General features: G+C 47.7%; 21 protein-coding genes. 16 read left to right on the top strand and 5 right to left on the bottom strand.

Annotated features, from left to right (window positions below; all coding sequences use genetic code 11):
• Positions 1-329 precede the first annotated feature (329 nt).
• The 3 genes from capB (at position 330) to CAP50_RS07745 (ending at position 5,493) form a co-directional block, all read left to right on the top strand.
• On the top strand, positions 330-2,093 hold the full coding sequence (gene capB, locus CAP50_RS07755; protein ID WP_100749617.1) for a caprolactamase subunit beta: 1,764 nt from the start codon (positions 330-332) through the stop codon (positions 2,091-2,093).
• A gap of 74 nt (positions 2,094-2,167) precedes the next feature.
• Entirely contained in the window at positions 2,168-4,249 is a 2,082-nt protein-coding gene (gene capA, locus CAP50_RS07750; protein ID WP_100749616.1) for a caprolactamase subunit alpha, read from the top strand.
• Positions 4,250-4,422: 173 nt separating this feature from the next.
• Positions 4,423-5,493, top strand: a complete 1,071-nt coding sequence (locus tag CAP50_RS07745; RefSeq protein WP_100749615.1) for an AraC family transcriptional regulator — start codon at positions 4,423-4,425, stop codon at positions 5,491-5,493.
• Positions 5,494-5,659: 166 nt separating this feature from the next.
• Here CAP50_RS07745 and CAP50_RS07740 read toward each other — a convergent pair whose 3' ends face one another.
• On the bottom strand, positions 5,660-6,319 hold the full coding sequence (locus CAP50_RS07740) for a hypothetical protein (protein ID WP_075100839.1): 660 nt from the start codon (positions 6,317-6,319) through the stop codon (positions 5,660-5,662).
• A 154-nt stretch (positions 6,320-6,473) separates the two neighbouring features.
• Here CAP50_RS07740 and CAP50_RS07735 point away from each other — a divergent pair, with 154 nt between their 5' ends.
• Positions 6,474-6,974, top strand: a complete 501-nt coding sequence (locus tag CAP50_RS07735; protein WP_241900704.1) for a hypothetical protein — start codon at positions 6,474-6,476, stop codon at positions 6,972-6,974.
• Positions 6,975-7,286: 312 nt separating this feature from the next.
• Here the strand turns inward: CAP50_RS07735 and CAP50_RS07730 are convergent, their stop codons facing one another.
• Positions 7,287-8,327, bottom strand: a complete 1,041-nt coding sequence (locus tag CAP50_RS07730; protein WP_100749614.1) for a hypothetical protein — start codon at positions 8,325-8,327, stop codon at positions 7,287-7,289.
• A gap of 288 nt (positions 8,328-8,615) precedes the next feature.
• Here CAP50_RS07730 and CAP50_RS07725 point away from each other — a divergent pair, with 288 nt between their 5' ends.
• From CAP50_RS07725 to CAP50_RS07695, 7 genes are all read left to right on the top strand, one after another.
• Positions 8,616-9,680, top strand: a complete 1,065-nt coding sequence (locus CAP50_RS07725) for a LysR family transcriptional regulator (protein ID WP_100749613.1) — start codon at positions 8,616-8,618, stop codon at positions 9,678-9,680.
• A gap of 279 nt (positions 9,681-9,959) precedes the next feature.
• The gene (locus CAP50_RS07720; RefSeq protein WP_100749612.1) at positions 9,960-11,267 is read left to right on the top strand and encodes an NRAMP family divalent metal transporter; all 1,308 of its coding nucleotides are present in this window, start codon (positions 9,960-9,962) and stop codon (positions 11,265-11,267) included.
• A gap of 419 nt (positions 11,268-11,686) precedes the next feature.
• A complete protein-coding gene (gene prpB / locus CAP50_RS07715; RefSeq protein WP_100749611.1) occupies positions 11,687-12,580 on the top strand; it encodes a methylisocitrate lyase in 894 nt (297 codons plus the stop codon).
• Positions 12,581-12,692: 112 nt separating this feature from the next.
• Complete coding sequence (gene prpC / locus CAP50_RS07710; protein WP_100749610.1) at positions 12,693-13,823, top strand: bifunctional 2-methylcitrate synthase/citrate synthase; 1,131 nt, start codon at positions 12,693-12,695, stop codon at positions 13,821-13,823.
• 99 nt (positions 13,824-13,922) lie between these two features.
• Entirely contained in the window at positions 13,923-16,568 is a 2,646-nt protein-coding gene (gene acnD / locus CAP50_RS07705; protein ID WP_100749747.1) for a Fe/S-dependent 2-methylisocitrate dehydratase AcnD, read from the top strand.
• 142 nt (positions 16,569-16,710) lie between these two features.
• Positions 16,711-17,022 (top strand): type II toxin-antitoxin system Phd/YefM family antitoxin, encoded by a 312-nt coding sequence (locus CAP50_RS07700; protein WP_025646995.1) that lies wholly within the window; start codon positions 16,711-16,713, stop codon positions 17,020-17,022.
• 20 nt (positions 17,023-17,042) lie between these two features.
• On the top strand, positions 17,043-17,303 hold the full coding sequence (locus CAP50_RS07695; RefSeq protein WP_025646994.1) for a Txe/YoeB family addiction module toxin: 261 nt from the start codon (positions 17,043-17,045) through the stop codon (positions 17,301-17,303).
• 20 nt (positions 17,304-17,323) lie between these two features.
• On the opposite strand, the gene CAP50_RS12715 is transcribed toward CAP50_RS07695, so the two are convergent.
• The gene (locus tag CAP50_RS12715) at positions 17,324-17,467 is read right to left on the bottom strand and encodes a hypothetical protein (protein ID WP_172953093.1); all 144 of its coding nucleotides are present in this window, start codon (positions 17,465-17,467) and stop codon (positions 17,324-17,326) included.
• Between the two features lie 86 nt (positions 17,468-17,553).
• On the opposite strand from CAP50_RS12715, the gene prpF reads away from it, so the two are divergent.
• The 3 genes from prpF (at position 17,554) to CAP50_RS07680 (ending at position 21,221) form a co-directional block, all read left to right on the top strand.
• Positions 17,554-18,795, top strand: coding sequence for a 2-methylaconitate cis-trans isomerase PrpF (gene prpF, locus CAP50_RS07690; protein ID WP_100749609.1), 1,242 nt, complete (start codon positions 17,554-17,556; stop codon positions 18,793-18,795).
• A 152-nt stretch (positions 18,796-18,947) separates the two neighbouring features.
• On the top strand, positions 18,948-19,547 hold the full coding sequence (locus tag CAP50_RS07685) for a GNAT family N-acetyltransferase (RefSeq protein ID WP_075100832.1): 600 nt from the start codon (positions 18,948-18,950) through the stop codon (positions 19,545-19,547).
• Between the two features lie 150 nt (positions 19,548-19,697).
• A complete protein-coding gene (locus CAP50_RS07680; protein ID WP_075100831.1) occupies positions 19,698-21,221 on the top strand; it encodes a bifunctional 2-methylcitrate dehydratase/aconitate hydratase in 1,524 nt (507 codons plus the stop codon).
• Between the two features lie 40 nt (positions 21,222-21,261).
• Here CAP50_RS07680 and CAP50_RS07675 read toward each other — a convergent pair whose 3' ends face one another.
• On the bottom strand, positions 21,262-22,032 hold the full coding sequence (locus tag CAP50_RS07675) for an SDR family oxidoreductase (RefSeq protein ID WP_075100830.1): 771 nt from the start codon (positions 22,030-22,032) through the stop codon (positions 21,262-21,264).
• A gap of 193 nt (positions 22,033-22,225) precedes the next feature.
• Between CAP50_RS07675 and CAP50_RS07670 the strand changes: the two genes are divergently transcribed.
• The gene (locus tag CAP50_RS07670; RefSeq protein ID WP_100749608.1) at positions 22,226-23,593 is read left to right on the top strand and encodes a DUF2868 domain-containing protein; all 1,368 of its coding nucleotides are present in this window, start codon (positions 22,226-22,228) and stop codon (positions 23,591-23,593) included.
• Positions 23,594-23,659: 66 nt separating this feature from the next.
• The gene (locus CAP50_RS07665) at positions 23,660-25,279 is read left to right on the top strand and encodes a GTPase/DUF3482 domain-containing protein (protein ID WP_100749607.1); all 1,620 of its coding nucleotides are present in this window, start codon (positions 23,660-23,662) and stop codon (positions 25,277-25,279) included.
• Between the two features lie 4 nt (positions 25,280-25,283).
• Here the strand turns inward: CAP50_RS07665 and CAP50_RS07660 are convergent, their stop codons facing one another.
• The gene (locus tag CAP50_RS07660; RefSeq protein ID WP_100749606.1) at positions 25,284-26,342 is read right to left on the bottom strand and encodes an ArsA family ATPase; all 1,059 of its coding nucleotides are present in this window, start codon (positions 26,340-26,342) and stop codon (positions 25,284-25,286) included.
• Positions 26,343-26,402 lie beyond the last annotated feature (60 nt).

The raw sequence follows: 26,402 nt of genomic DNA, 5'->3' as shown, positions 1-26,402 counted from the left end.
TTAGTATAAACAGCAAAACACGCATAAAAAAGCCATACATCGTAGGTGATGTATGGCTTTTTTATGCGTGAAATATCTCTCAGATTTTAATGACTCGATAAGATAAAACATGCCTTGGATGATGTTTTTGATAATAAATGTGCACTCACAGTCAAAAACCCTGCACTGTCAGCCAATCTATTTGCTAAAAACCCCGCTATAGTAAAAAAGCTTAGTCATTAGGATAGATGACAGCCAGACAAAGAATGAGGGTTTTTCAGTGTTATAGGCCACATTGGCCGTGCACAGCCGTTCATATCTTTTATTACTTATCAGACAGGGAGTCTCACATGAGCAACGCTCACACTTCAATTGATCCTATTACCTTGTCCGTCGTACGTGGTGCCCTAGAAACGGCACAGCGTGAGATGACAACCACCTTAGAAAAAACCGCCCGCTCTAGTGTCTTTAACTTAGCTCACGATTACAGCAATGCGTTGTTTGATCATCTGCCTGAGATGATTTTGCAGGGGCAGGATATTCCTATCCATCTAGGCTCACTCATGCCAGCCATGAAAGCCGTTGCCGAGTATTATGGTGATGACATCCACGAAGGCGATGTCATTTATCACAACGATCCGGTGATGATGGGCAGTCATATTTTAGACTGCTGTATGTACAAGCCTGTCTTTTATCAGGGTGAGCTGGTGTTTTGGACGGTGTGCAAAGGTCACGTTACGGATATTGGCGGCCCAGTGCCTGCAGGCTACAACCCAGATGCTAAAGAAATCTATGCTGAAGGCTTACGTATCCCGCCCATCAAAATCTGGGAGAAGGGCGTCAAACGTCATGATGTCATCAATTTAATTCACAGCAATATGCGCTCTCGCCGCAACCAAGAAGGCGATCTCAATGCCCAGTTTGGCGCTTGTGCGGTCGGTGAGCGTAACATGATTGCGCTGCTAGACAAGTATGGCGTCGAGACCGTACGCGCGGCGATTGAAGAGCTAAAAAACATGGCGGATAACCATATGCGCTCATTGATCTCATCTATCCCAGATGGTCAGTATCATGGCGAGGCGGTGCTAGAGGACTCAGGGCACGGTCTGGGCGACTTGACCATCAGCGCCGATATTGAGATTACAGACAGCGATGTACATATTAAGATTACCAGCCCGCCGCAAGTGCCTTACTTTATCAACTCTTATGCGGGCAACTCGATGTCTGGTGTGCTGCTTGGCTTGATGATGTTTGCGCAAGTAGATCCGCCGTACAACGAAGGGTTATACCGCTGTGTCACGGTGGACTTGGGCGAGCATGGCACGCTGTGTAATGCCAAAGAGCCCGCCCCTCATGTCAACTGTACCACCACACCGATGGAGACCTTGACCGATGCGGTGCGTATGGCCTTTGAAGACGCTGCCCCAGATCGGGTGATTGCCTCTTGGGGTCACGCCTCTGGGATTAATATCTCAGGCATCGACCCAAAGACGGGCGAGCAATACGTCACTATGATTTTAGCTTCGATTATCTCTGGTGCTGGCGCGACTCAGCAGATGGACGGCTGGCATGCTTGCGGCCCCTTATGCTGCTTTGGTGCGTTAAGCTCAGGTGATATCGAGCTACTCGAGTATCAGTATCCGATCTTGATTCATAAATATGGTCTGGCAGAAGACAGTGGCGGCGCAGGCGAGTATCGCGGCGGCTGTGGCACGGTATGGGAAGTTGAGCCATTGGGCCATGAGATGACGGTAGTCGCCTTTGGTGAAGGCCGCGAGCATCCGACAATGGGTGCGGCTGGCGCTGAGCAAATCTCACCTGAGCTAAAGGTGGGGCGCTTGGAGATCATCCATAAAGACGGTATCACGGACTTATATAAACAAAACACCGTAAAAGAGATAACACCTGGGCAGCGTGCCCGAAATACCAACCCTGGTGGTGGCGGCTACGGTAGCTCATTTTCACGCTCGATACCTGCAGTATTAAAAGATGTAGAAGAAAGAGTCATATCAGTGGCAGCGGCCAAGACTGAGTACGGGGTGGTGTTCGACCCACAAACGCTGGCAGTCAATGAAGCCGAAACGGATGCGCTACGTCGTAAGCTGACTGCATAGCGCTAAATGGACAAATGACATTACGATACTGAACTGATAATAAATAATTTGAGCTTTTAAGTTAAGGATAACTGATGAAAAATGATTTTCGAATTGGCGTCGATGCGGGCGGGACGTTTACTGACTTTGTACTGGCCGAAAAGACAGGCGATGTACATCTATTTAAGGCACCATCCACGCCAGAAGATGGCACCTTGGCCATCGCCAATGGACTACAGCAAATTGCCGACCAGTTTGGCCGCCCTATTGAGGATATTATCCAAGCCTGCGATCTATGTATCAACGGTACCACTGTGGCACTCAACGCCTTGATTCAGATGAAAGGGGTAAAAGTCGGGTTGTTATGCACCGCAGGCCACGAAGACAGTATCGAGATACGCTTAGGGCATAAAGAAGAAGGGCATCGCTATGATGCCAGCTATCCGCCAGCACCGCAGATAGCCACTCGTGACTGCCGGCTACCGATACGCGGCCGTATCTTAGCCGATGGTACCGAGCATGAGCCGCTAAATGAGCAAGACGTCCTTGATGCGATCGAAGTTTTAAAGAAAAAAAACGTACAAGCAGTGGCCATCTCTTTTGTGTGGTCTATTCGCAACACCCAGCATGAGCAGCGCGCAAAGCAGCTGATCGAGCAGCATATGCCTGGGGTATTTGTCTGCTGTGGCAGCGATGTCTATCCGCAGATCAAAGAATACACCCGTACTTCAACGACGCTGGTCAATGCTTATCTAAGCCCCGTCATGGCCTCTTATGTGCATAAGATTGACGATTATTTTAAGGCGCTCGGGGCAGAGCAGCCCGTTCGCTATTTTCAATCAAACGGCGGGCTAGCAGTCGGTAGTATCATGCGAGAGCGGGCGGTCAATGCTATTAACTCAGGACCAGCATCAGCGCCGCAGGCAGGTCTGTATATCGCCAGTCCATTTGGTATTGATAATATCATCACCGTCGATATGGGCGGGACCTCTTTTGATATCACTATGGCAAAGTCAGGCCGCACCAGCCTCAACCGTGATATAGACTTTTTGCGCAACCGTATTGGCGTGCCGATGATTCATGTTGAGACCTTGGGCGCAGGTGGCGGCTCCATTGGGCATGTTAATACTTTTGGTATGCTTGAGGTCGGCCCGCAGAGTGCAGGCGCAACCCCTGGGCCGGCGTGTTATGGCAAAGGCGGAGAGCTGCCTACGGTGACCGATGCCAATTTGGTATTGGGTTATCTGCAGCCCAATGCGGTGTTGGGCGGTAGTGTGACCTTGGATAAAGACAAAGCGCTGCAAGCGGTACAGACCCACATCGCTGATCCACTGAAGATTGATTTGGCGCATGCCGCCTTTGGTATCAGCGCCATCGTCAATCAAAACATGTCTAATGCCATTCGCCGTATTACCATTGAAAAAGGCTATGACCCTCGTGACTTTGCCCTTGTCTGTGCGGGCGGCGCAGGTGGTATGCATATTATTGCGCTGGCCGAGGAGATGGGTATCGGCACCATCTTAATTCCTAAGATTGCGTCTTGCCTGTGCGCCTTTGGTCAAATTATCTCCGATATCAAGTATAACTACTTGGCGACGCAGATGATGATTTTAGCGCCAGAGGCAAATATTCAAGGTCTAAATGCTACTTTACAAGGTCTTGAAGAAGAGGGCGTGCAAAAGCTACTAGAAGACGGCTTTACCGATGAAGACATCTCTATCGAGCGTACCATGGAGATGCGCTACGTCGGTCAGGTGCATGAGTGTAATGTACTGATACCCAACGGCAAGCTCGATGCTGATAGCGTGCAGACTATCTTAGAGTCATTTCACCAGCGTCACAAAGAGCTGTATACCTATGATGAGCGTGATAGTAAAATCGAGCTGGTCAATATCGAGGTGGCGGTGATTGGCAAAATCAGTAAACCAAAGCTGCCGACGCTTGCGCCTCAGCAAGATGATATCAGCCAAGCCCAGATCGGCCGTCGTGAGATGCTGTTTGACCAGTCTTATGATTGGATCGACACACCTATCTACGATGGTGAGCAGTTCGGTGCTGGCGCTGTGGTCACAGGTCCTGCGCTTATTCAAGAGCCAACCACCACCGTGGTCATCAAGGATGGCTGGCAAGCCCAGCTGCACGAAACAGGTACCTATAAACTCACCCGTGCTGCATAAAACATAAGGCTAACTTTTTTTAGCATTTTTTAGCATTAGTAAAGGCATCAAGTACTGAACTGGGTTCAATACTTGATGCCTTTTTGGCTTTATTTATAATATAAAATAGGATCCTTCATTATTAGCTGCTAGGATAGCAGTACAGTTGTATACTAAATATTGAGTGTTCAAGGATGAATGCAAACCGTCAACCAGACGACCTTTCACGTCAGCATGAGCATACCGGCCCAGTCTCATCGCGTCTGAATCCTCTTGCAGGCGCGCTTGATGCCGCTATAGCACCTTCTTTGTTGCCCATGCTCTCTACGTCAGCAGATAGCGCCTCTCAATCGCCGCCGAGCCTAAATGCCTTTGACTGGAAGCGCACCATTAATGACACCTATTTTGATCTAAACGTGAGCTTTCGGCAGCCCAATAAGTTTTTAGGATTTTTGCAGCATGCCAAGCTGCTCGATATCGGTGTCTCGCATTATCATGCCAATACCGTACACTATGATCGCGGTGTCCAAAGTGCTGATTACGATGACAGTATTTTAATCACGTTTCCGCTGACAGGCGATGTGCGCTTTATTCAAAAAAATCGCTCACTGAGCGCCAAACCTGGCCAGTTTTTTATTGAGCTGTCCAACTTACCTTATGAGTTTTATCATCTGCATGAGGCATCGCTGTATGTGATCAAAGTCCCGTTAACCTTACTGTCAGCACAATTACCTACTATAGAGCGGCAGTTTGCCCGCAGCTTGTCTATCGATGAAGGTGCAGGCAGGTTACTGGTGTTTCAGATGAAGCAAATTTTGACGCTAATTCATCATCAAAAGCTGGCTGATTTGGAGATAAAGATACTAGAGCAGCAGCTGCTAAACCTGATTGTCTTGACATTAAGCGCACCCAAAGAAGTGATGATGAGTGAGATGTCAGCGATACAGTCTGTGCATCTCAAACGTATCGAGAATTATGTAAACTTAAGTTTGGCAAACCCTGATTTGAGCCCAAGAACCGTCGCTGCAGCTTGTCATATCTCTGTTAGATACTTGCACAAGCTTTTTGCTGAGCTACCTTATAGCTTTTCGGAGTGGGTCAAGATGCTGCGTTTAAAGCAGGCCAATCATATTTTAAAATCAAAGAGCTATGTCACCACTGAAGAGGTCGCTCATAGGGTCGGCTATAGCGACCAAAGTTACTTTTCTCGCATTTATAAACAGTATTTTGGTTATCCGCCTCGAGATACGCCCAGCACGGGATAACAAGGTATTATTAACGCCAAACTGAAATACTTGAAAAATAAGCAATAACACAGTCTTTTATATTTATAAATACAAATATAAAGTATAAAGACAGCAAAAAAGGGCAGGGCATCATGGTTGAGCGTCAACATCCTACTGTTTTAGCCACTATCTGCATATAAATGCACTAAATCGTCCACTGGTCAGTGATAACGGCTACCAGATAACGCTTACCTTGATAGTCATCAAACACCAAGCGCAATGCCCGCCAGTCTAAACCGCTGTATTCATCACTACCTTTATAGTAAAACTCAACGACATCAGAGTTTTGATATATTTTATTTAGGTTATTGATGCTATTGCCACTTTTTTGAAACTCATTGATGCTAAGGGTAGCGTCATTAAAGGTTTTGGCCTTTACCCAAGTGTCTAGGTACTCTGGTAGCGGTATGATTAATGGCTCACCAGTGCCGTCACGTTCACCCCAAGTAAAGCGGATTTTGGACTGCTGCAAATACTGAGCATACTGTTCACGGCTAAAGACCTTATCGGATTCAGGGCGCACATAAGCATACATGGAGAAACGTACACCACGGGTAGGATGAATGTCTTTGGTGATTCTGGCATAGTCGTTATTGGCAAGTGCACGCTGGATGCGTAACGCTTGCTGTTTGAGCGTTTGCTGGCTCATGTCCGTGGTGACGGGGGTGTTGGTGGATTGCGCCGATGTATTTATAATAGTGGAGTCAGCTGAGGATTGACAGCCTGTTGCTGCCAATACAAAGGCGAACATACCACTTGTCATTATCGAAAAATAAGGGGGCTTTAACGCTGCAAATAGGGTCATATTATGTCCTTATGATAGCCGTTACTGGGAGTATGCAAAGCGACAATCGTTAATCATCTCAACCTGAATGATACGATAAGACAGCACAGCCCTCATATGAGTGTGATGTAATGGTTAATAGCTATTTGTGTAAAAAAATAGGGTAAATTGACCCATGCAGATCATTAAACCATTGATACCCATACTGATATTGCTCGCGGCAGGATTTGCGACGTTTGCTCATGCAGCAATTAATGTTACAAAAAATAATACGACAACAGGCATGCAGACATATAACGCGCAAAAACTACAAACCATTCGCCAGATGTATGAGCAAGACATCCGTAATGAAGGGATGGATAATCCAGTCGTCCTGCAACAATACGCCAATACAGCGCTGCAAAACGCCATGCAGTTAGAACAAACATATTTTGAGACAGTGCAAATGTCTTGTCATGTGGGTTACGATGTATTATGGAACTCACAGGATCCTGATTATCAGCAAGACAAGCAGTTTGCCATCACTGATAAAGCGCTGGTTAAAGTCAGCTTGGCACAAGGCGGCGATGTCTATTATGATTTGATTTGTGATGATAAAAATTGCCAAGTGGCAGACGTGATATTAACTGATCAAAGAAAATCTCTGCGTGAGCATTTGCTAAAAGCTTGCCGTTAGTTTGAGAAAAGTATGGTAATGGGTTGGATGGTGAGGGATTAATGATTTTCTGGGAGCATCAATAGAAAGTAACGTAAGTAAAATCGTCGAATCAGTATGTATAAAAAGCTTATCGGTAACCTATTAAAAGCATTGGTTTGTTTTCGCATAATGTATATTATGTTAAATAAGGTCTATAAAATACTAGATCAGTGATTATATTAGCGCTTATTAGACATTGCTTCGCCAAGCACTGCTTGGTCAGTCCACCCTACAAAGAACATCATCATTCGCCAAGCACTGCTTGGTCAGTCCACCCTACAAAGAACATCATCAATCATTGGTCTCGCGATACAATGTGGTTTGTGACTCATCTTTAAATTCTTCGTAAGTAATCACAGGCTCAGCATCCAACTCAGTATCCAAATCCTTATCCTCGCTGGTTGAGGCAGCATTGTCTTGACTTTCATCCGCTGGCTGCTCGGTTGTGGCAATTGCGTCTGATTCATCCGAGCTAAGTGCTGCATCAGAGTCGTTTGACGCTGTATGATCAGCAGTTGCACTGGTGTCTGTCATCGCATCTTGCTCTTGCTGAGTCGCTACAGCCACAGTGCCCGTGGCTGCTGCATTGTCATTATCAGGGGTTGTGGCTTCTGTACTTTGTGTAGGGTTGTCTTTTGTATCGTTAGAGAAATAAGTGATGGCGGCATAACCCAGCACAGCCGCTGCCAAAAGTACTGAGCCGATACCGATAATGAGTGTTGACGGTTTGCGTTTACTTGCCAGCGTTTGCTCGGCTTGAGGATCGATACTTTGAGAGTCGGTATGTTGAGAGCTGCTAGCCTCAATCTCTGTGCTGGCAGCCGCTTGACGATCCTGTGGTTCATGGTCGTCGATGTGATGCTTTGGCGCTACGCCGCTATCCACCTCTACGATATCTGCGCTAAAGACACTGCCCGCTCCTTTATCGGTATCTAGCTCGCCCTCAGGCGTTGATACACTATGAGAGGTCGAGCTATCTGGCTCGGAAAAGTCCAGCGTGAAATCAAGCGTGCCGTTGTCGTGCTCAGTATCTGGTGCCGCAGCTGTCGCTTCTTTTGGCAGCTTTGTTGGCTGGGTATCATGCTTATCTTGACTGGCAAAAAATTGCAGTTCTTCGTCGGTCAGCGGCTCATAAGTAGGCAGATGACGTGCGCTGTTTAGCGGCTCTAGTTTTTTATGAGACTCAGGGTGCTGCACACGTTTCAAAAAACGCTTGTAGATATCACCATTGCGCTTGTCTCTACGATTTTTAGCATTGGCAATCTTTTTTGCCAACTTTGTGTCAAGCTTTGCTTCAAGATCAATACTACTGTCATTATTTATATCGTTCATAGAATGATACCGAGCCAGTTATACTATTACCATCAGATAAAGGATAATACAGTTTATTTGCCAAATGTAACAGCACCGTTACGGCCAATATAATTGCCTACTGCTCTATCTTCAAGCACAATTTGTAGGCTTTACCTATTTACCTTTACAGGGCGCGCTTGATTTTTTCAAACGTACGTCTCAAACGTATGATGGTTCTTTCATCATATCAGGCGCGTTGCCAACGTTTTAAATCAAACGGCTAAAGTACAGTATAAAGACAACAATAGATATAACAGGCACTCAGATATGGATTTAAAACAACTGAAGGCGTTCATTGCGATTGCAGATCTACGCAGCTTTAGCGCAGCGGCAACCCAGACAGGTTTGTCGCAGCCAAGTCTGAGTCGCCTGCTCAAACAGCTTGAGACAGAGATGGGTGTGGTGCTCATTGATCGTTACCATCGGCCGCTGCATTTGACAGATGCGGGGGCGTTTTTTTATGAAAAAATCAGCGCCGTACTGACAGAGATAGAGACAGTCACCAGCATGACTCAGCGCTTATCTATGCCCAGTAGCACACTCAATATCGGCTTTGTGCCATCGGTGCTATATGGGCTACTACCCGACATTATCGCCACCCTAAAGCAGTCAAACCCTGATATCGATGTCAATCTTAAAGACATCAGCTCTTATCAGCAGATCGATGCGCTAAAATCTGGCGAGATTGACATCGGTTTTGGGCGCTTTGCTCACCAAGATCCTTGGATTCAGCAGATACTCCTGCGTCATGAGCGCTACGTGGTGGCCTTGCCCAAGGCGCATCCGCTCGCACAGGTGCGCGCGCAGCGTTTAATAGATTTGGCAAATAACCGTTTGATTTTATACCATCAAACGCATCTACCGATAGCCACAACCGTATCGAAAGTATCGACAGCTTTTTCGTCATCAAAGCCTAAGTCGCCGGCCTCTTCACCAATCGATACCGATTCTGCAGCCCAGCAGCGTACGTCATCGGATGCTCAAGCGCCGCTAGTACAAAGCGAGCCGATCACCGAGCCGCTGCTGCATTTATTTGCCCAATACGGTGTATCACCATTTATGACCACTACAGTGAGTGACTTACAAGTAGCGCTGGGCCTAGTGGCGGCAGGCGAAGGGATCACGCTGGTGCCAGCCAGCCTAAGCACTGTCCGTACCGAGCAGATCAGCTATCAGCGCCTCATTCACGAAAACGCCACCTCCCCTATTTATTTACATACGCTCAAAGACTGCGCCCATCCAAGTATCCCCGACTTACTCACCGCGACTTATCAAGTATATGAGCAGCGCGGTATCACCTATCGACCACAAAAATTTGCCTCGATGTCTTAAATTATCAGATATCGAACGATTATTATGTTATAAAGAACGGCCAAAAAAAATTCGTCCAAACTCTTGATATTTACATGCAATTATGCTAACTATCGAGAATGGGCATGCAAACAATTAGTAATAATTATTAGAATAATCATTCTCCTGAACAGCTTCGGTGTGCTAAAGTCGATACAAGATGAATCGTTTTATTTAAAGGTAATAAAACGTTCATGACCGTTCATTGGCAGACTGACACAGGTAAGTGATGATTTGCCGTTCAAACATCTCGAGGTATTCATGTCCACACAACCACTCAACAACTCTCGCATTGCAAGCACCGACGCAACCGACAGCGCAACCGATGAGGCGCAGCAGCCCAAGGGCTTTAGCTGGCGTATCTTTGGTCCAGGGATTTTGATGGCGACGGCCGCTATCGGCGGCTCGCATCTGATCTCATCAACGCAGGCTGGCGCGATATATGGCTGGCAGCTTGCGATCATGATTATTTTGGCCAACGTCGTTAAGTATCCGTTTTTTCGCTTTGGTACTGATTATGTCTATGACACAGGTGAGAGTCTGATTGCTGGCTATGCCAAGCGCTCAAGGGTCTATCTTTGGGTGTACTTTATCCTATCTGTCTTGTCTGCCGTCATCAGTACCGGCGCTGTGTCACTGATTGCTGCGGTGATATTAAGCTTTATGCTGCCCGCCTCTATTGGTCTATCGACGATGACGTTATCGCTCATCATTGTGGCCGTGTCTTGGTTCTTTTTGATTGCAGGTCACTATAAGTTACTCGATGGCGTGACCAAATGGATCATGATTGCTCTCACGACGGCTACCGTTGCGGCGGTCATCATCGCTGCTGGCAAGCCGACCGTGATGGCGGCTGACTTTGTTGCCGCCTCGCCATGGAATTTGGCGACACTAGGCTTTATTGTGGCGCTGATGGGCTGGATGCCCGCGCCATTAGAGTTTGCTGCCATTACCTCTATGTGGACCTCTGCCAAGGTTAAAACCGATCATACGACCCACCGTCAGGGCTTGCTAGATTTTAATGTCGGCTACTCAGTATCTGCGATACTAGCACTGTTTTTCTTATCACTTGGCGTGTTTGTGCAGTACGGCTCAGGACAAGAGATTGAGCTGGTTGGCGGCGCTTATATCAATCAGTTGATCAATATGTACACAGCGACCATCGGTGAATGGTCACGGCTGCTGGTCGCCTTCGTCGCCTTTATGTGTATGTTTGGCACCACCATCACCTGTGCCGACGGTTATGGCCGTGCCAACGCAGAGTGCTGGCGTTTGCTCAAAGGCGAAAAGGAAATCAACAAAAAACAAGTCGCGTTCTGGACAACTTATGCCATCGGTGGTGGTTTGGTAATCATTACCTTCTTTACAGGTCAGCTCGGCGCGATGCTTAAGTTTGCTATGATTTCCGCCTTTGTCTCGGCACCCATCTTTGGCTGGCTCAACTACTCACTGGTGAAAAAGCATAAAAAGCTCTCAGCTGGCATGAATGCTTGGTCGATCGCTGGGCTTATTTTCTTAGCCAGCTTTGCTTTATTGTTCTTAGCCAACCTAACTGGCATGTTTGGCTAGAGCATAAAAGCACCTCTTTGTTAAACGAATAAGGCTCAAGCGATAAAAGCCCTTTTAGCATTTTTAGTATTGCTATTAGGGCTTTTTTTTGGCGACTAGATAACGCCCCTGCTCCTTTGCTTTGTCAAAACCTGCCAGCGTAGATGTAATTGTAAATAAATGTAAATAAAACCTCGCCGGTACTTTAATGACTTAAAGGATATGAATAATAAATCGAAGAAATAATGATTTTTTGGATAGTGCTATTTGAAATATAAATACTTTTAATAAAAATTAACTGATAAGTTATATTAAGTTTACAAACCCAGCTCGGTAGGGTCTTCGCATCGGTAGATATTTGGGTATAATCAAAAACCAATACGATCAACCTCACTGTTTATACTCAGTGTTTTGCATAAAACGATAACAAGGACCACCACATGACTTCTTTATCCGCTGGCGCACGTTTTCGCCAAGCTTTGGCTCAAAAAAACGACCAAAACCAACCCTTACAGATCGTCGGTACTATCAACGCCTATACCGCGATGATGGCGACCCAAGTCGGTCATCAGGCCATCTACCTATCAGGCGGCGGCGTGGCCAATGCGTCTTTTGGCTTACCTGATCTGGGCATGACCAGCCTTGATAATGTGCTAGAGGATGCGCGCCGTATCACTGACGCGGTGGATACGCCGCTATTGGTCGATATCGATACTGGTTTTGGTGGCGCTTTTAATATTGCCCAAACCATCAAAAAAATGGAAAAAGCGGGCGTGGCTGCCGTACATATCGAAGACCAAGTGGCACAAAAACGCTGTGGTCATCGCCCAAACAAAGAAATCGTCAGTATCTCAGAGATGGTCGATCGCCTAAAAGCGGCCTTAGATGCCAAAACCGACCCTGATTTTGTGGTCATGGCACGTACAGATGCGTTATCGGTCGAAGGGTTGGACGCGGCGGTTGAGCGTGCGGTAGCCTTCCAAGAAGCAGGTGCCGATATGATCTTTGCAGAAGCGCTAACCGATATTGAGATGTATCGCAAGTTTACCGATGTGCTCGATATCCCGGTACTGGCCAACATGACAGAGTTTGGTCAGACCGATCTATACACCACCGATCAGCTATATGGAGTGGGTGTCGATATGGTGCTGTACCCCTTATCTGCTTTTCGCGCGATGAACAAAGCCGCCCTCAATGTCTATCAGCATCTATTAGATGACGGCACACAAGAAAACGTCGTCGATACCATGCAGACCCGCATGGAGCTATATGATTTCTTAAACTATCATGAGTTTGAGCAAACGCTAGACAAACTGTTTGCAGATAACAAGTAAGCATCTATTGATAAGTGTCAATCAACAAGTATCTATTGTAAATGCTTATCACTATGACATCACCCTTTTCGTCAATTACCCAAACAAGCCACCTAAAAAAAGGAATTCAACCATGGCAGCACAAAAAGAATTATCAGGCGCAGGCCTACGTGGTCAAGTCGCAGGCAAGACCTCGCTATCGACAGTTGGCAAGTCAGGCTCAGGCCTGACCTATCGCGGCTACGATGTCTCTGAGCTGGCGGACAAGTGCATTTTTGAAGAAGTGGCGTATTTGCTACTGTATGGCAACTTGCCTACCCAAAGCGAGCTTGATGCGTATCAAGCCAAACTCAAAAAAATGCGAGGCCTACCGCAAGCGCTAAAAGACGTACTCGAGCGCATTCCAGCGGACGCGCATCCTATGGACGTACTGCGTACGGGCTGCTCGATGCTAGGTAACCTTGAGATGGAAACCGACTTTGATCAGCAAAATGATAAAACCGATCGTATGTTGGCGGTGTTCCCATCTATCATCAACTACTGGTATCGCTTTAGCCATGACAACGTGCGTATCGAGACCGAAACGGACGATGCTACTATCGGTGGGCATTTCTTGCATTTGCTCAAAGGTGAGAAGCCAAACGAGCTACACGAGCGCGTGATGAACGTCTCATTGATCTTGTACGCTGAGCATGAGTTCAACGCCTCGACCTTTACCGCCCGCGTCTGTGCATCTACGTTATCGGACATTCATTCTTGTGTCACAGGTGCGATCGGCTCACTACGTGGGCATTTGCATGGCGGTGCCAATGAGGCTGCGATGGACATGATCGAAGGCTTTGGCTCACCGGATGAGGCCGAAAAAGAGATGATGGCCATGCTGGCACGTAAAGATAAAATCATGGGCTTTGGTCATGCGATCTATAGCGAGTCGGATCCGCGTAACGTCGTCATCAAAGGCTGGTCTGAAAAGCTGGCAGCTGACGTCGGTGATGAGGTGCTATACCCAGTATCGGTACGCTGTGAGGAAGTCATGTGGCGCGAGAAAAAACTGTTTTGTAATGCTGACTTTTTTCATGCCTCAGCCTATCACTTTATGGGCATCCCGACCAAGCTGTTTACGCCCATCTTTGTCTGTTCACGTTTAACTGGCTGGGCGGCGCACGTGTTTGAGCAGCGCGCCAACAACCGTATCATTCGCCCAAGCGCGGAATATACGGGTGAAGAGCTGCGCCCAGTACCGGACATCGGCGCGCGCGGTTAATTTTTTTAAATAACAGCTATTTTTAATAACCCTTCTTAGTAAGGATGATCCGTCATGACAGACAACAAACAGCCGTTAACGCAAGTTAACCCGCAAACCATGAACGATAAGTACAAAAAGCCATTGCCCGGCACCGAGTTACATTACTTTGATGTCGAGCAAGCGGTCAATGAGATCGAGCCTGGTGCTTATGCCAAGCTACCTTTTAGCTCAAAGGTATTATGCGAAAACCTCGTGCGCCGCTGCCCACCTGAGGATTTGACCGAGGCGCTAGCGCAGCATATCTACCGTAAGCAAGAGGTCGACTTTCCTTGGTATCCTGCCCGCGTGGTATGCCACGATATCTTAGGTCAGACCGCGTTTGTCGATTTGGCAGGGCTACGTGATGCCATCGCCGAAAAAGGTGGTGATCCTGCCAAAGTAAATCCCATCGTACCGACGCAGCTGATCGTTGACCACTCATTAGCCGTAGAGCATGCCGGTTTTGAAGAAGATGCGTTTGAAAAAAACCGTGCCATCGAGGAACGCCGTAACGAAGACCGTTTTCACTTTATCAACTGGTGCCAGTACGCCTTTGATAACGTCAACGTCGTCCCGCCTGGTAATGGCATCATGCACCAAATCAACCTAGAAAAAATGTCGCCTGTCGTACAAGTGGTCGCCGACCAAGACGGCGATGCTATCGCCTTCCCTGACACCCTAGTCGGCACCGATAGCCACACGCCGATGGTCGATGCGCTTGGCGTTATCTCTATCGGTGTCGGCGGGCTAGAGGCCGAAAGCGTGATGCTGGGCAATCCCTCATACATGCGCTTGCCAGATATCATCGGTGTCGAGCTGACAGGTAAACTACAAGAAGGCATCACTGGTACCGATTTAGTACTGGCGATGACCGAGTTTTTACGCACTGAGGGCGTGGTGTCATCTTATTTAGAGTTCTTTGGTGAAGGTGCACGAAACCTAACGGTTGGTGACCGCGCCTCCATCTCTAATATGACCCCTGAATATGGTGCTACTGCTGCGATGTTCTCTATCGATGAGCAGACCATTGATTACTTGCGCCTCACCGGTCGCAGCGAGCAACAAATTAAAACCGTAGAAGCTTATGCCAAGCAAGTTGGCCTCTGGGCTGATGGCTTAAAAGAGGCTGAGTATGAGCGCGTACTACGCTTTGATTTATCAAAAGTCGTACGCAACATCGCAGGGCCGTCACGTCCCCATGCTCGCGTATCGACGACCGACCTTGTGGCCGAGGGCATCGCTCACGGCGCTGATAATAAGTTGCCTGAGCCAAAAGATGGCCAGATGCCAGATGGTGCCGTCATTATCGCTGCGATCACCAGCTGTACCAACACCTCAAACCCGCGCAACATGGTGGCCGCTGGTATCGTCGCCCGTAACGCCGTCGAAAAAGGCCTCATTCGTAAGCCTTGGGTGAAGTCCTCACTAGCGCCAGGCTCAAAAACCGTTAAGCTGTATTTAGAGGAAGCAGGGTTGCTACCTGAGCTACAAAAGCTAGGCTTTGATGTTGTGGCCTTTGCCTGTACCACTTGTAACGGTATGAGCGGCGCGCTGGACCCAGATATCCAGCAAGAAATCATCGATCGCGACTTATTTAGTACCGCTGTGCTATCGGGCAACCGTAACTTTGATGGTCGTATCCATCCGTATGCCAAGCAAGCGTTCCTCGCCTCGCCGCCGCTTGTGGTCGCTTATGCTATCGCAGGCAACATCCGCTTCGATATCGAAAAAGACTCACTGGGTAAAGACCAAGACGGCAACGATGTGTATCTAAAAGATATCTGGTTTGATGATGCGGAGGTTGACGCTATTGTCAAATCAGCGGTCAAGCCTGAGCAGTTTAACCAAGTGTACATCCCGATGTTTGATGAAGCCAAAGCGCAGGCAGGCCGTAATGAAGCGTCGGTCATCGACCCGCAATACGACTGGCGCGAAATGAGTACCTATATTCGCCGTCCACCGTATTGGGAAGGTAAGATGGCGGCAATGAATAAGTTAAAAGGTCTGCGTCCACTCGCTGTGCTTGGTGATAACATCACAACCGATCACATGTCGCCGTCTAATGCCATCATGGGTGATAGCGCCGCTGGCGAGTATCTCGATACCATGGGCTTGCCTGAGGAAGACTATAACTCATACGCCACCCACCGCGGCGATCACTTGACTGCGCAGCGTGCCACCTTTGCCAACCCGAAGTTGCTTAATGAGATGGTACGTGATGAGAAAGGCAACGTTATCCAAGGCTCACTCGCTCGCGTAGAGCCAGAAGGTACGGTCATGCGCATGTGGGAAGCGATTGAGACATATATGAATCGTGAGCAGCCGCTGATCATCATCGCCGGTGACGGTTATGGTCAAGGCTCAAGCCGTGATTGGGCGGCAAAGGGCGTGCGTCTGGCTGGCGTGGAAGTCGTTGTCGCCGAAGACTTTGAGCGTATCCACCGCCAAAACCTCGTCGGCATGGGCGCTCTTCCCGTGCAGTTTAAAGAAGGCACCAACCGTGAGACGCTAAACATTGACGGGTCTGAGATTTTTGATATCGAAGGGGACGTCTCCGCTGGCGGTGATATGACTCTGGTCATTCATCGCACAGACGGCACGGTTGATAAAGCGCCTGTTATCTGCCGCTTAGACACGGCGGATGAAGTAAAAATGTACAACTCTGGCGGTATGCTCCAGCGTTTTGCCAAAGAGTTTATCGAAGGCACGCTAGATATTGCGTAAGCGTTAAGACATAGCGTATAAGTAATAAATAAGCCGATGTTGTATAGAGTGTCTATATGGCATCGGCTTTTTTATAATTATTGATATACTTTTATAAATAGCGTAACATGTACTATTAACTGTACAAGTATTGGAGACTGTTATGAGAGTAATTAGTTTTTCAGAAGCGAGAAAGCATTTAAAGTCGGTTTTAGACACCGTTAATGACGATGCCAATGCCACTATTGTGACTCGCCGTGATGCAGATGATGCTGTGGTCATGTCCCTTGATTACTACAACAGCCTGATGGAAACCGTCTATTTATTAAAATCTCCTGCTAATGCCGCTCATTTAGCAAAATCAATTGCGCAGTATCAAGCTGGCAAGACGGCAGTGCGTGATTTAATAGATAATGAAGATGTAGAGGACGCTGATAGTTATTCAAGCGATGAAACCGATGCTGAAGATGCTTAATACTACTGCGAGTAAAAGCTATGAATGAACAGCTAGCATGGACGGATGCCGCTTGGAAAGATTATCTATATTGGCAAACGCAAGATAAAAAAACCCTTAAACGCATCAATAAGTTAATCACAGAGTGTAAACGCAATCCATTTGAGGGCATCGGCAAGCCCGAACCTTTAAAAGAAAATCTATCAGGATTTTGGTCTAGGCGTATCGATGATTCTAACCGTCTAGTATACGCAGTTGATGATAACTATCTGACTATTATTTCTTGTCGCTATCATTATTAACTTTTTAAATCTATCCAAACTTAAAAAGGTGTAACCTGACCTATTTCAATCTCTGTTTGAGCGATTAATAATTGACGTATGAACTCATAAGACAAATCAGGGTTATCTTGCATTATCTGATTAATTTTTGCCGAATTATCACTTTGTTCTTTTCCTAAATGCATAACAACCTCTATTTCAATTAGTCTTGATCACTCTATACTACCAATAAAACTATAAACAAGTCATAAATATATAAAGGACTCCAACAATGACCCAAAACCAACCTACTTTCGCCCCGCAACTCTCTGTCCCCGCCACTTACATGCGTGGCGGTACCTCAAAGGGCACATTCTTTAAATTATCTGACCTACCTGAGCGTTGCCAAGAACCAGGCCAAGCCCTTGATAATTTCTTACTGCGTGTCATTGGTAGCCCAGACCCGTATGGCAAGCAAATCGACGGCCTGGGTAATGGTAGCTCTAGTACGTCAAAAACGGTGATATTGTCTGAAGCAAGGCAAGCAGACCACGATGTTAATTATCTATTTGGACAAGTTAATATCGCAAAGCCGATGATTGATTGGGCGGGTAACTGCGGTAACCTAACCGCCGCCGTGGGTGCTTGTGCGATTAATATGGGCTTGGTCGATGCAGACAAAATTGCTAGTAGTATTGATAAAGACGCGGACAGCGGTGTTTGCGAAGTGCGTATCTGGCAGGAGAATATCAGCAAAACCATTATCGCCCATGTGCCTGTATACAAGGATGAGAATGGTCAGGTGCAAGTGCAAGAAACAGGAGACTTTGAGCTTGATGGCGTGACCTTCCCCGCTGCTGAGGTCAAGATTGAGTTCATTGACCCAGTAGACTCCTCCAGTGATATGTTCCCGACCAATAACCTCGTCGATGACTTTGATGTCTCAGATTGTGGGTTGGATAAAGATAACGTTAAGGCGACTTTCATTAGCGCGGGTATTCCCACTATCTTCATGAAAGCGGAAGATTTAGGCTTTAGCGGTACAGAATTACAAGGCGATATTAATAGTGATAGCGAAACGTTAGTAAAACTAGAAAAAATTCGCGCTCGTGGCGGCGTCGCTATGGGACTATTTAAAGAGGAGTCTGAGGCACAAGCGAGCCAACATATTCCTAAGATCGCTTGGGTCGCTCCTGCACAAAGTTATACCGCGTCGAGTGGTAAAGAAGTTGATGCCAACGATATCGATTTAGTGGTACGCGCTATGAGCATGGGACAGCTGCATCATGCGATGATGGGCACCGCAGCGGTCGCCATTGCGGCAGCGGCCACCACACAAGGGACATTGGTCAATGAGGCGGCTGGCGGCGGCGAGCTGACCGAGGTGCGTTTTGGTCATCCATCAGGGACGCTACTGGTCGGTGGTAAGACCGAACAAGTCGACGGCCGCTGGCAAGCCAAAAAAGTCTCGATGAGCCGCTCTGCGCGCCGTATTATGACAGGCGAGGTATTTGTACCAGCGGATAGTTTTTGAGATATTTAACGCCATACCGGATAGTTTGATCGTTTGAATGCAGATAAAATCTGTCAAACTATCCATGGTTGATAAAGGGCTAAATCGTTATAATGCCACTGCTTTATGATGTTTCTCTTGTTTTTTAGCCTACTGCCAAAAGCCTGTAAATTATGACGTGTGAATTTTCTATAAAAACCTTTGATGAGCTAACCTCAGTTGATATTTATCATATTTTAAAAGCCCGCTCGCAGGTGTTTGTCGTCGAGCAAAACTGCGCTTATCAAGACATGGATGAGGTGGATTTTGATTGCTTACATCTTATCGCGCATCAAAACGCCGCGCTGGTTGGCTATTGCCGTATTATCCCGCCTGACTTTAATCCCAAAAAATCGCTAGAAAATCCGGCGTATTCTATGCCTGCTATCGGCAGAGTGCTGGTACTCAGTGAGTATCGCAATCAAGGGCTGGCGCGGCAAATCATGACGCATGCTATCAAATACTGCCGCAAAAAGTACGGCAAAAAGCCCATCATTATCTCCGCGCAGACCTACTTGCTCAGCTTTTATGAGTCGTTGGGGTTTGTCACCGAAGGCGAGCGCTATCTGACAGACAATATCGAACACGCCACCATGGTGTTGCCGCTACTCAAAAAAGTCAAAGTCAAAAAACCGCCGTCAGCAGGCTCGGGGGTGGCCAGTAAGGTTTTGGGTGTGCTGCTTTTACTTTTTAGCCTGATGTTTGTCGCAGGGCTGATTTATTTGATGACATAAGATAGCCATTTGTTGAATCTAAGCTTAAGGATATAGGCTTTTAAATAGAAGTATCGGCCTTGTGTTTTTACATGACGTCACTGTGCTGCTAGATTGAGTATGTTACTTTGTGAGAATACAAGTATCTGACTCAAGGAAGAGGTAACGGTTATGTCTACTATATCTAATACTCAAAACGCTACCGTCGAGAGTAATATCCGTCCAGAATACGACGATGAGATCCAAAAAATCGCCGACTATGTGCTGAGCTACTCGATCGATGATGACTCGCCAAATAGTGCTGAGGCATGGGATACGGCTCGTTACTGTCTGATGGATACACTCGGCTGCGGGCTGCTGGCACTTCGTTTTCCTGAATGTACCAAGCACCTAGGGCCTGAGTGCCGCGAGCAAATCACTCCCCACGGTGCGCGTGTGCCCGGCACCTCCCATCGACTTGATCCTATAAAAGCTGCGTTTGATATCGGCTGTATGGTGCGCTGGCTTGATTATAATGATACGTGGCTTGCGGCCGAATGGGGTCATCCTTCCGACAATTTAGGCGGTATCTTGGCGGTGGCGGACTATATCAGTCAGCAAAATATCCGCCAAAACAAAGCCCCGCTGCTCATGCGTGACGTGCTAGAGGCGATGATCATGGCGCATGAGATACAAGGGGTGCTCGCCTTAGACAACTCATTCAACCGTGTGGGTCTTGACCACGTATTCTTAGTCAAACTTGCCTCAACCGCTGTCGTTGCCAAACTCTATAAATTACCACGCGAGCGCATTATGGCAGCCATCTCGCAAGCGATTGTCGATGGCCAAGCACTGCGTACCTATCGCCATGCGCCAAATGCTGGTAGCCGTAAGTCTTGGGCGGCAGGTGATGCAACCAGCCGCGCCGTACGCTTGGTCGATATCACTCGCCGCGGTGAGATGGGTATCCCAAGCGCTCTAACCGCGCCGCAATGGGGATTTTATGATGTGCTGTTTAGCCATACCAATAAAGACTTGGCACTCAAGCCTACAGGCGATCGACGGTTTACCTTTCAGCGCGAGTTTGGCAGCTATGTGATGGAAAACATCTTGTTTAAGATAAGCTTCCCTGCCGAGTTCCATGCCCAGACCGCGTGCGAGGCGGCCGTGATACTACACCCTCATGTCAAAGACAACATCGATGATATCGAAAAAATCGTCCTAACCACTCATGATTCAGCCATTCGCATTATCTCTAAAGAAGGTGCACTGGATAATCCCGCCGATCGCGATCACTGCTTACAGTACATGGTCGCGGTGCCTCTATTGACGGGCGACTTGATGGCAGAAAACTACGAAGACGACTATCACGAGCAGCATCTGTCTATCGATGAGCTGCGTAGCAAAATGGTGGTCGTAGAAGATGCACAATATTCAGCGGACTATCATGACCCTAGTAAGCGCTCGATTGCCAATGCCATTCAGGTGTTTTTTAAAGACGGCAGTCACACTGAAAAAGTCGCCGTTGAGTATCCTATCGGCCATAAACGTCGCCGCAAAGAAGGCATTCCAGTACTAAAAGCCAAGTTTCGCGCCAGTTTGGCCACACGTTTTATTGACAGTCGCTGTGCCGATATCTTTGCGCTATGTGATGACCAAAGCCGCTTAGAGCAAACACCGGTCAATGAATTTATGGATTTATTTGTCGCCAATTAATGATTTGACGATTTTATCAACCACCCGTTTTACCTATCTTTTACCAAGGTATCGACTCACCTGCCCAATCGACAAAACTGCCAGATTGGGCAGCGCTCATACTATCGAGCACTTCCAGTAAACGCTCGGCGCTATAGGCTGGCGAGAACAGCTTTTCGTCCGCCACATTACCTTGAAACGGTGAAGATAACTGGGTATCAACCGTACCTGGCTGCATGACGACCACGCAGACATACTTTAGCGACCGACTCCATTCAATGCTCAAATTCTTCATACCCATATTCAGTGCCGCTTTACTCATACGGTAGCTGTACCAACCGCCAAGCCTATTATCACTGATGCTGCCCACTCGCGCCGATATGGTCGCAAAAATAGCAGGCTTATCCGCACTACGTTTAGATTTTGCGAGTAATGGCTTGATATGCTTGGCAATCAGTAGACTGGCTAAGGCATTTATCTGCATGCTCTGCAAAAAAAAGTCCGTCTCCAGTTGTCGTAGCGCCTTTTCTGGCTGATTGTGCGGCGTATGTAATAAGCCGGCACAGTTAATCACCCAGTCGATATGAGTGGCTTGTTGCTTAATATCAGCAATGGCGCGCTCAATACTCAGCTCATCGCTGACATCCATGGACAGCCACGACAAGTGGTCTGCGGCAAAGTCAGGCTGACTTTTGTGATAAGTGGCATATACCCTTGTATTTCCTATATTTCCATCACTTTGTTCATTAGCAGTCCGTTGTAATAGCTCTTTCACAATCGCCTGACCGATACCACCGGTGCCGCCAATGACCAAATAATTTTTTTGTTTCATAATATCGGCCTTATGGTTATCTGTATTATAGGATGCTGCTTATCTTCATTATTTATTTTGGCGCATTTATTTTACATTTACTATGAAAAAACGCTAAAAATAACCGAAGTCACCGCCATACGATATAAGCTACAATAATCATTCACACAATCAAAATGATGATTGTTGACCAACGCTTTTATACGGATATCTTATGCTATCACCCCAAGACCAACTGACTGAGCTGGTGCGCACGCTTGAGACGCAGCAGCATGTCTTTGCAACCGACCCGCTACTTATCACCGAAAAGCTGCAAAGCGAAGATGGCACGCCTATCCAAAAACTGCACCGCCGCGCCTCACGTATTGATAGTAACGGTGCGCTGGCAGGGGTGCTCGGTAAGATTGATGGCCGCATAAAAGGCATCATGGTAGTCATGAGTGTGGTGTGGTGCATCTCAGGGTTTCTAGGACTGTTTGCCCTACTTCAGACCAGTGTGGTTAATTTCTTTTATGTGCTGGTCTGCTTGCTTGGCTTTCATACTATTATGCTCTTAGGCTGGCTTGCGATGACGCTCATCAATCAAGGCAAACAGTCGTCCAATTGGTTTGCCAGTTTTGTCAGTCCCAGCTATCTTATTCGTGGTAAAGACGATGTGACCAAAGCAGCCGTTGACTTGTACGAGCGTCAACTACAGCACAGCGGCATGCGCTGGTATTTGGGGCGTTTTAGCCATCAATTATGGCTCGCTACCTTGACGGGTATGCTGCTGGCCATTGTGTTTTTATTGATCGTGCGTCAGTACAGTTTTAGCTGGGAGTCGACCTTACTGTCTGATCAGGCGCTTATCACGCTGACTCAGATACTCGGCTGGCTGCCAAGTATGGTAGGGTTTGACGTGCCAGATAGTACCGCTATCGCCCAAAGCCGTCTGGTGACTGAGGTGATGCCGCTGTCTGCCGCGCGGCAATGGGCGGGGTTGTTGGTAGGAAGCTTGCTGATGTATGGTATCGTACCCAGAGCACTCGCTTGGGCGTTTTGTGCGTTGATGTTTCGCCGCAAAAAAATGCGCCTAGATATCAAGCAGCCTTATTATCAAAAGATTTTGAATTTTTGGCAGCGTCATGTGGTGGATGCTGACGACTTTACAGAAGCACCAGCCCCTGTCGCGCCAAAAGCGACAGTCAGCACTGGTAAAAAACTGGTGGCCCTGCTCGAGTACCCAGCAAAGCAAGACAACTGGTGGCAATCTGGTCTTGATGCCGATATTAATGATAATAGTGAGATAGAGGATTTCGGTATCGTTGATGACCGCGATGATATGGAGCGCTTGATAAGTCATCTTGATAAACACCCCGTGCAGGTGTTATTAGGCATTCATAGTAATGCGCTGCCTGATCGCGGCACACTGCGTAAACTCGATCGTATCGCAGAGCATGCGGCAGACGGGCTTATTATCCAGCTGCTTGGTGATGGCACCTTGGCAAAAGACCCGAGGCAGACCATAGCAAACCAAGACACTCGCTATCAACAGTGGCAAACCGCGCTTGCGGCGCGAAACATTGGCCTGGTGGATAGTTAGCCACTTTTTCTAGTATGTGCACAAAAGCTCTAGCGTTTATATATATAAATAATACGGAAACATAAAATGGATAATAATAAAACCAATGATCAGCCCGTCGGCCTATTTGCCGATAAAGCCCTAAAAGACGAACCTCATGTAAAGACCGCGCCAATAGTATCTGAATCTACTACATCTACGCAGACTCACGCTACTGAAGAATCAAACGACTTGGCAGCGCACGCTGGCAAAAAAACGACCATCGCCAGTGGCGAAGCACTGAAACTGGCAGTCGTTGGCCATACCAATACAGGTAAAACCTCTATCCTGCGCACATTATTACGCGATGTTTATTTTGGTGAAGTCAAGAACGAAGCGGCCACCACGCGTCATGTGGAGCAAGCCAAACTCACAGACAGCCAAACCGGTGAAGACTTAGTCATACTATATGACACCCCTGGCCTCGAAGACGCTTCAGGGCTGATGGATTGGCTAGAAGACAATACGGCCAGTCGCCGTGATGGTATTGAGCGTTTGCAGCAATTTTTGGCCGCAGATATCGCCCAAGGTGGTAATGCCCTAACGAGCAGTGGCGGCAATGACGACTATAGCCAAGAAGCCAAAGTGATTCGGCAGTTGCTGGCAAGTGATATGGCCATTTATGTCGTCGATGCGCGCGAGCCAGTACTCGGTAAATACAAAGACGAGTTGGCTATTCTATCTTGGGCGGCGATACCGGTGATGCCAGTATTTAATTTTACCGACAGTCAGGATGCCAATATCGATGACTGGCAAACGATGCTGGCAAGACGCAATCTGCATATCTCGACGCGCTTTGATTCCGTCGCCTTTGAATTTGAAGACGAGATGCGCCTATGGCAAAATCTCGCCACCATGCTCACTCACTCAGAGATGCTTGAACAACTAATGGCGCGCCGTACGGAGAACTGGGCGCAGCTGTATGATGAAGCCAATATCATCATTGCCGACTTTTTATTAAATGTTGCCGCTTTCGTCCATGAGATTAATGAAGATGATGACCCAATGCCCATACTTGCACAAATGCAAGAAGCGGTGAGACAAAGCGAACGGGCGATGCAGCACAATTTGCTCAATTTATATAAGTTTTATGATAATGCGGTAGCAGCCACCCCGCTTGAATTACAAGCCTATCAGCAAGATCCTTTTGATCCTGAGCTGCTCAAAAGCTATGGTATCCGCACCACATCGGGCGCGGCAGCAGGTGCACTATTAGGCTTGGGTATTGATGCGGCGGCCCTTGGCACGACGTTGGGATTGGGCGCTGCCATCGGTGGTATCGCAGGTGGGCTATTGTCTAATACCAGTAGCATTGCTGATAAAATCACTGGGGTAAAGCGCTTATATATCGACCCTGCCACTCTAACCTTACTCGCCACGCGCGCGATAGACTTGCTCACCGCCCTGCGCCATCGTGGTCATGCAGCAACTGATGCCACGCAATTGCTATATAAAGGTGAAAAACCCAATATAGAGCCAGCGTTAGATGACGACGACCATACCGTCACACCATGGCCGACACACAAACTACCAAGCGAGCTCAAAAAAGCGCGCGGCAAACCGCAGTGGTCATCGCTCAGTAGCGGTAAATCCGAGCAGGCTCAGCTATTACGTGCCGATATGGCATGGTCGCTGGCGAGTAAATTACAATCACGTGAGCCTGAGTGACCAGCTAGCATGAAGCCTCTAGCAAGGTACTTAATGCATCCGTACCGCGTACGTCTGTTTTTTGCAAATGGATTGGGTATAGCGGATAATGGGGAAAACTACTTTCAATGTCTTGCAGTAGCTGCTGCTGGCGCTCGGCGCGATGCTGCCAAAACGCATCTGCCTGCGTCGGTGTGATCAGCTGATTGACCACTATCGCCGTAGGCGGCAGTTTACTGTCCTCTAATTGTGAGACAGCGCGTTTGGTTTCAGCCAGTGGTAACACGTCAGCGGTCATTACCAAGACAATCGCCGTTTGGCCGCGGTCATGCAGCAGTAGGCCTGCCTGACGAAACAGTGCTTTGCGCTTTTCTAGTACGGATACTGCTTGCTCCCAGCGATCAGATTTTTTTGCAGCAAATGGATTTGGCACATCATGATCGCTGTTTTTTTGACCACTTCGACCACCACTACCACGCGTTTGATGGGGGCTGTCTAAATGGTTTGCCACCGAGCGCAATTTGGCTTGCCGCCTTTGCTGTGCCAATAGTCCATCTGTCCACGCGCCCATCATCTCAGGCAATACCAACAAACGCAACGTATGGCCAGTTGGCGCGGTATCAAATATGATATGTTCATACTTCTTATCAGAGTTGGCATCTGCGGCGCTGACGAGGTGCTGACACATGGACTCGAGCATGGCCGCTTCTTGTGCGCCAGGTGCCGACTTAGATAGACGCAGGTGTTCACGAATTTTGGGCATCATATCGGGGTTGGCATAGGCGCTGATGGTGCGCTGCACTTGAGCAAAGTGCGCATCGACGATGATGTCAGGGTTTAGCTCGATAGCATCAAGATAAGGCGTGACCGCTGTTTTCTCATGGCTCAACCGTACATTGAGCACATCACCCAGACTATGGGCCGGATCGGTTGAGATAATCAGTGTCTTTTTTTGCTGGCGAGCATAACCGCTGGCGAGCGCTGCAGCAGTGGTGGTCTTACCCACACCGCCCTTACCACCGATGAATATAATCGGCTGATCTGCCAGTTGGTCTATGAGTTTATGCAGAGGACGTAAAGCCATATTTATGTCTCAATTAAATTTCACGGAGCAATTAATCATAATAACTAACAATAACAGTCA

The sequence above is a fragment of the Psychrobacter sp. L7 genome, from assembly GCF_002810365.1.
Classification (GTDB): Bacteria; Pseudomonadota; Gammaproteobacteria; order Pseudomonadales; family Moraxellaceae; genus Psychrobacter; species Psychrobacter celer.
Note: the sequence above shows the minus strand (reverse complement) of the source record. Positions and strands in the feature narration are given on the sequence as shown.

Bases quoted from the DNA above. Each gene is read 5' to 3' on its own strand.
- capB (WP_100749617.1), top strand. From the start codon at position 330: ATGAGCAACGCTCACACTTCAATTGATCCTATTACCTTGTCCGTCGTA.
- capA (WP_100749616.1), top strand. From the start codon at position 2,168: ATGAAAAATGATTTTCGAATTGGCGTCGATGCGGGCGGGACGTTTACT.
- CAP50_RS07745 (WP_100749615.1), top strand. From the start codon at position 4,423: ATGAATGCAAACCGTCAACCAGACGACCTTTCACGTCAGCATGAGCAT.
- CAP50_RS07740 (WP_075100839.1), bottom strand. From the start codon at position 6,319: ATGACCCTATTTGCAGCGTTAAAGCCCCCTTATTTTTCGATAATGACA.
- CAP50_RS07735 (WP_241900704.1), top strand. From the start codon at position 6,474: ATGCAGATCATTAAACCATTGATACCCATACTGATATTGCTCGCGGCA.
- CAP50_RS07730 (WP_100749614.1), bottom strand. From the start codon at position 8,327: ATGAACGATATAAATAATGACAGTAGTATTGATCTTGAAGCAAAGCTT.
- CAP50_RS07725 (WP_100749613.1), top strand. From the start codon at position 8,616: ATGGATTTAAAACAACTGAAGGCGTTCATTGCGATTGCAGATCTACGC.
- CAP50_RS07720 (WP_100749612.1), top strand. From the start codon at position 9,960: ATGTCCACACAACCACTCAACAACTCTCGCATTGCAAGCACCGACGCA.
- prpB (WP_100749611.1), top strand. From the start codon at position 11,687: ATGACTTCTTTATCCGCTGGCGCACGTTTTCGCCAAGCTTTGGCTCAA.
- prpC (WP_100749610.1), top strand. From the start codon at position 12,693: ATGGCAGCACAAAAAGAATTATCAGGCGCAGGCCTACGTGGTCAAGTC.
- acnD (WP_100749747.1), top strand. From the start codon at position 13,923: ATGAACGATAAGTACAAAAAGCCATTGCCCGGCACCGAGTTACATTAC.
- CAP50_RS07700 (WP_025646995.1), top strand. From the start codon at position 16,711: ATGAGAGTAATTAGTTTTTCAGAAGCGAGAAAGCATTTAAAGTCGGTT.
- CAP50_RS07695 (WP_025646994.1), top strand. From the start codon at position 17,043: ATGAATGAACAGCTAGCATGGACGGATGCCGCTTGGAAAGATTATCTA.
- CAP50_RS12715 (WP_172953093.1), bottom strand. From the start codon at position 17,467: ATGCATTTAGGAAAAGAACAAAGTGATAATTCGGCAAAAATTAATCAG.
- prpF (WP_100749609.1), top strand. From the start codon at position 17,554: ATGACCCAAAACCAACCTACTTTCGCCCCGCAACTCTCTGTCCCCGCC.
- CAP50_RS07685 (WP_075100832.1), top strand. From the start codon at position 18,948: ATGACGTGTGAATTTTCTATAAAAACCTTTGATGAGCTAACCTCAGTT.
- CAP50_RS07680 (WP_075100831.1), top strand. From the start codon at position 19,698: ATGTCTACTATATCTAATACTCAAAACGCTACCGTCGAGAGTAATATC.
- CAP50_RS07675 (WP_075100830.1), bottom strand. From the start codon at position 22,032: ATGAAACAAAAAAATTATTTGGTCATTGGCGGCACCGGTGGTATCGGT.
- CAP50_RS07670 (WP_100749608.1), top strand. From the start codon at position 22,226: ATGCTATCACCCCAAGACCAACTGACTGAGCTGGTGCGCACGCTTGAG.
- CAP50_RS07665 (WP_100749607.1), top strand. From the start codon at position 23,660: ATGGATAATAATAAAACCAATGATCAGCCCGTCGGCCTATTTGCCGAT.
- CAP50_RS07660 (WP_100749606.1), bottom strand. From the start codon at position 26,342: ATGGCTTTACGTCCTCTGCATAAACTCATAGACCAACTGGCAGATCAG.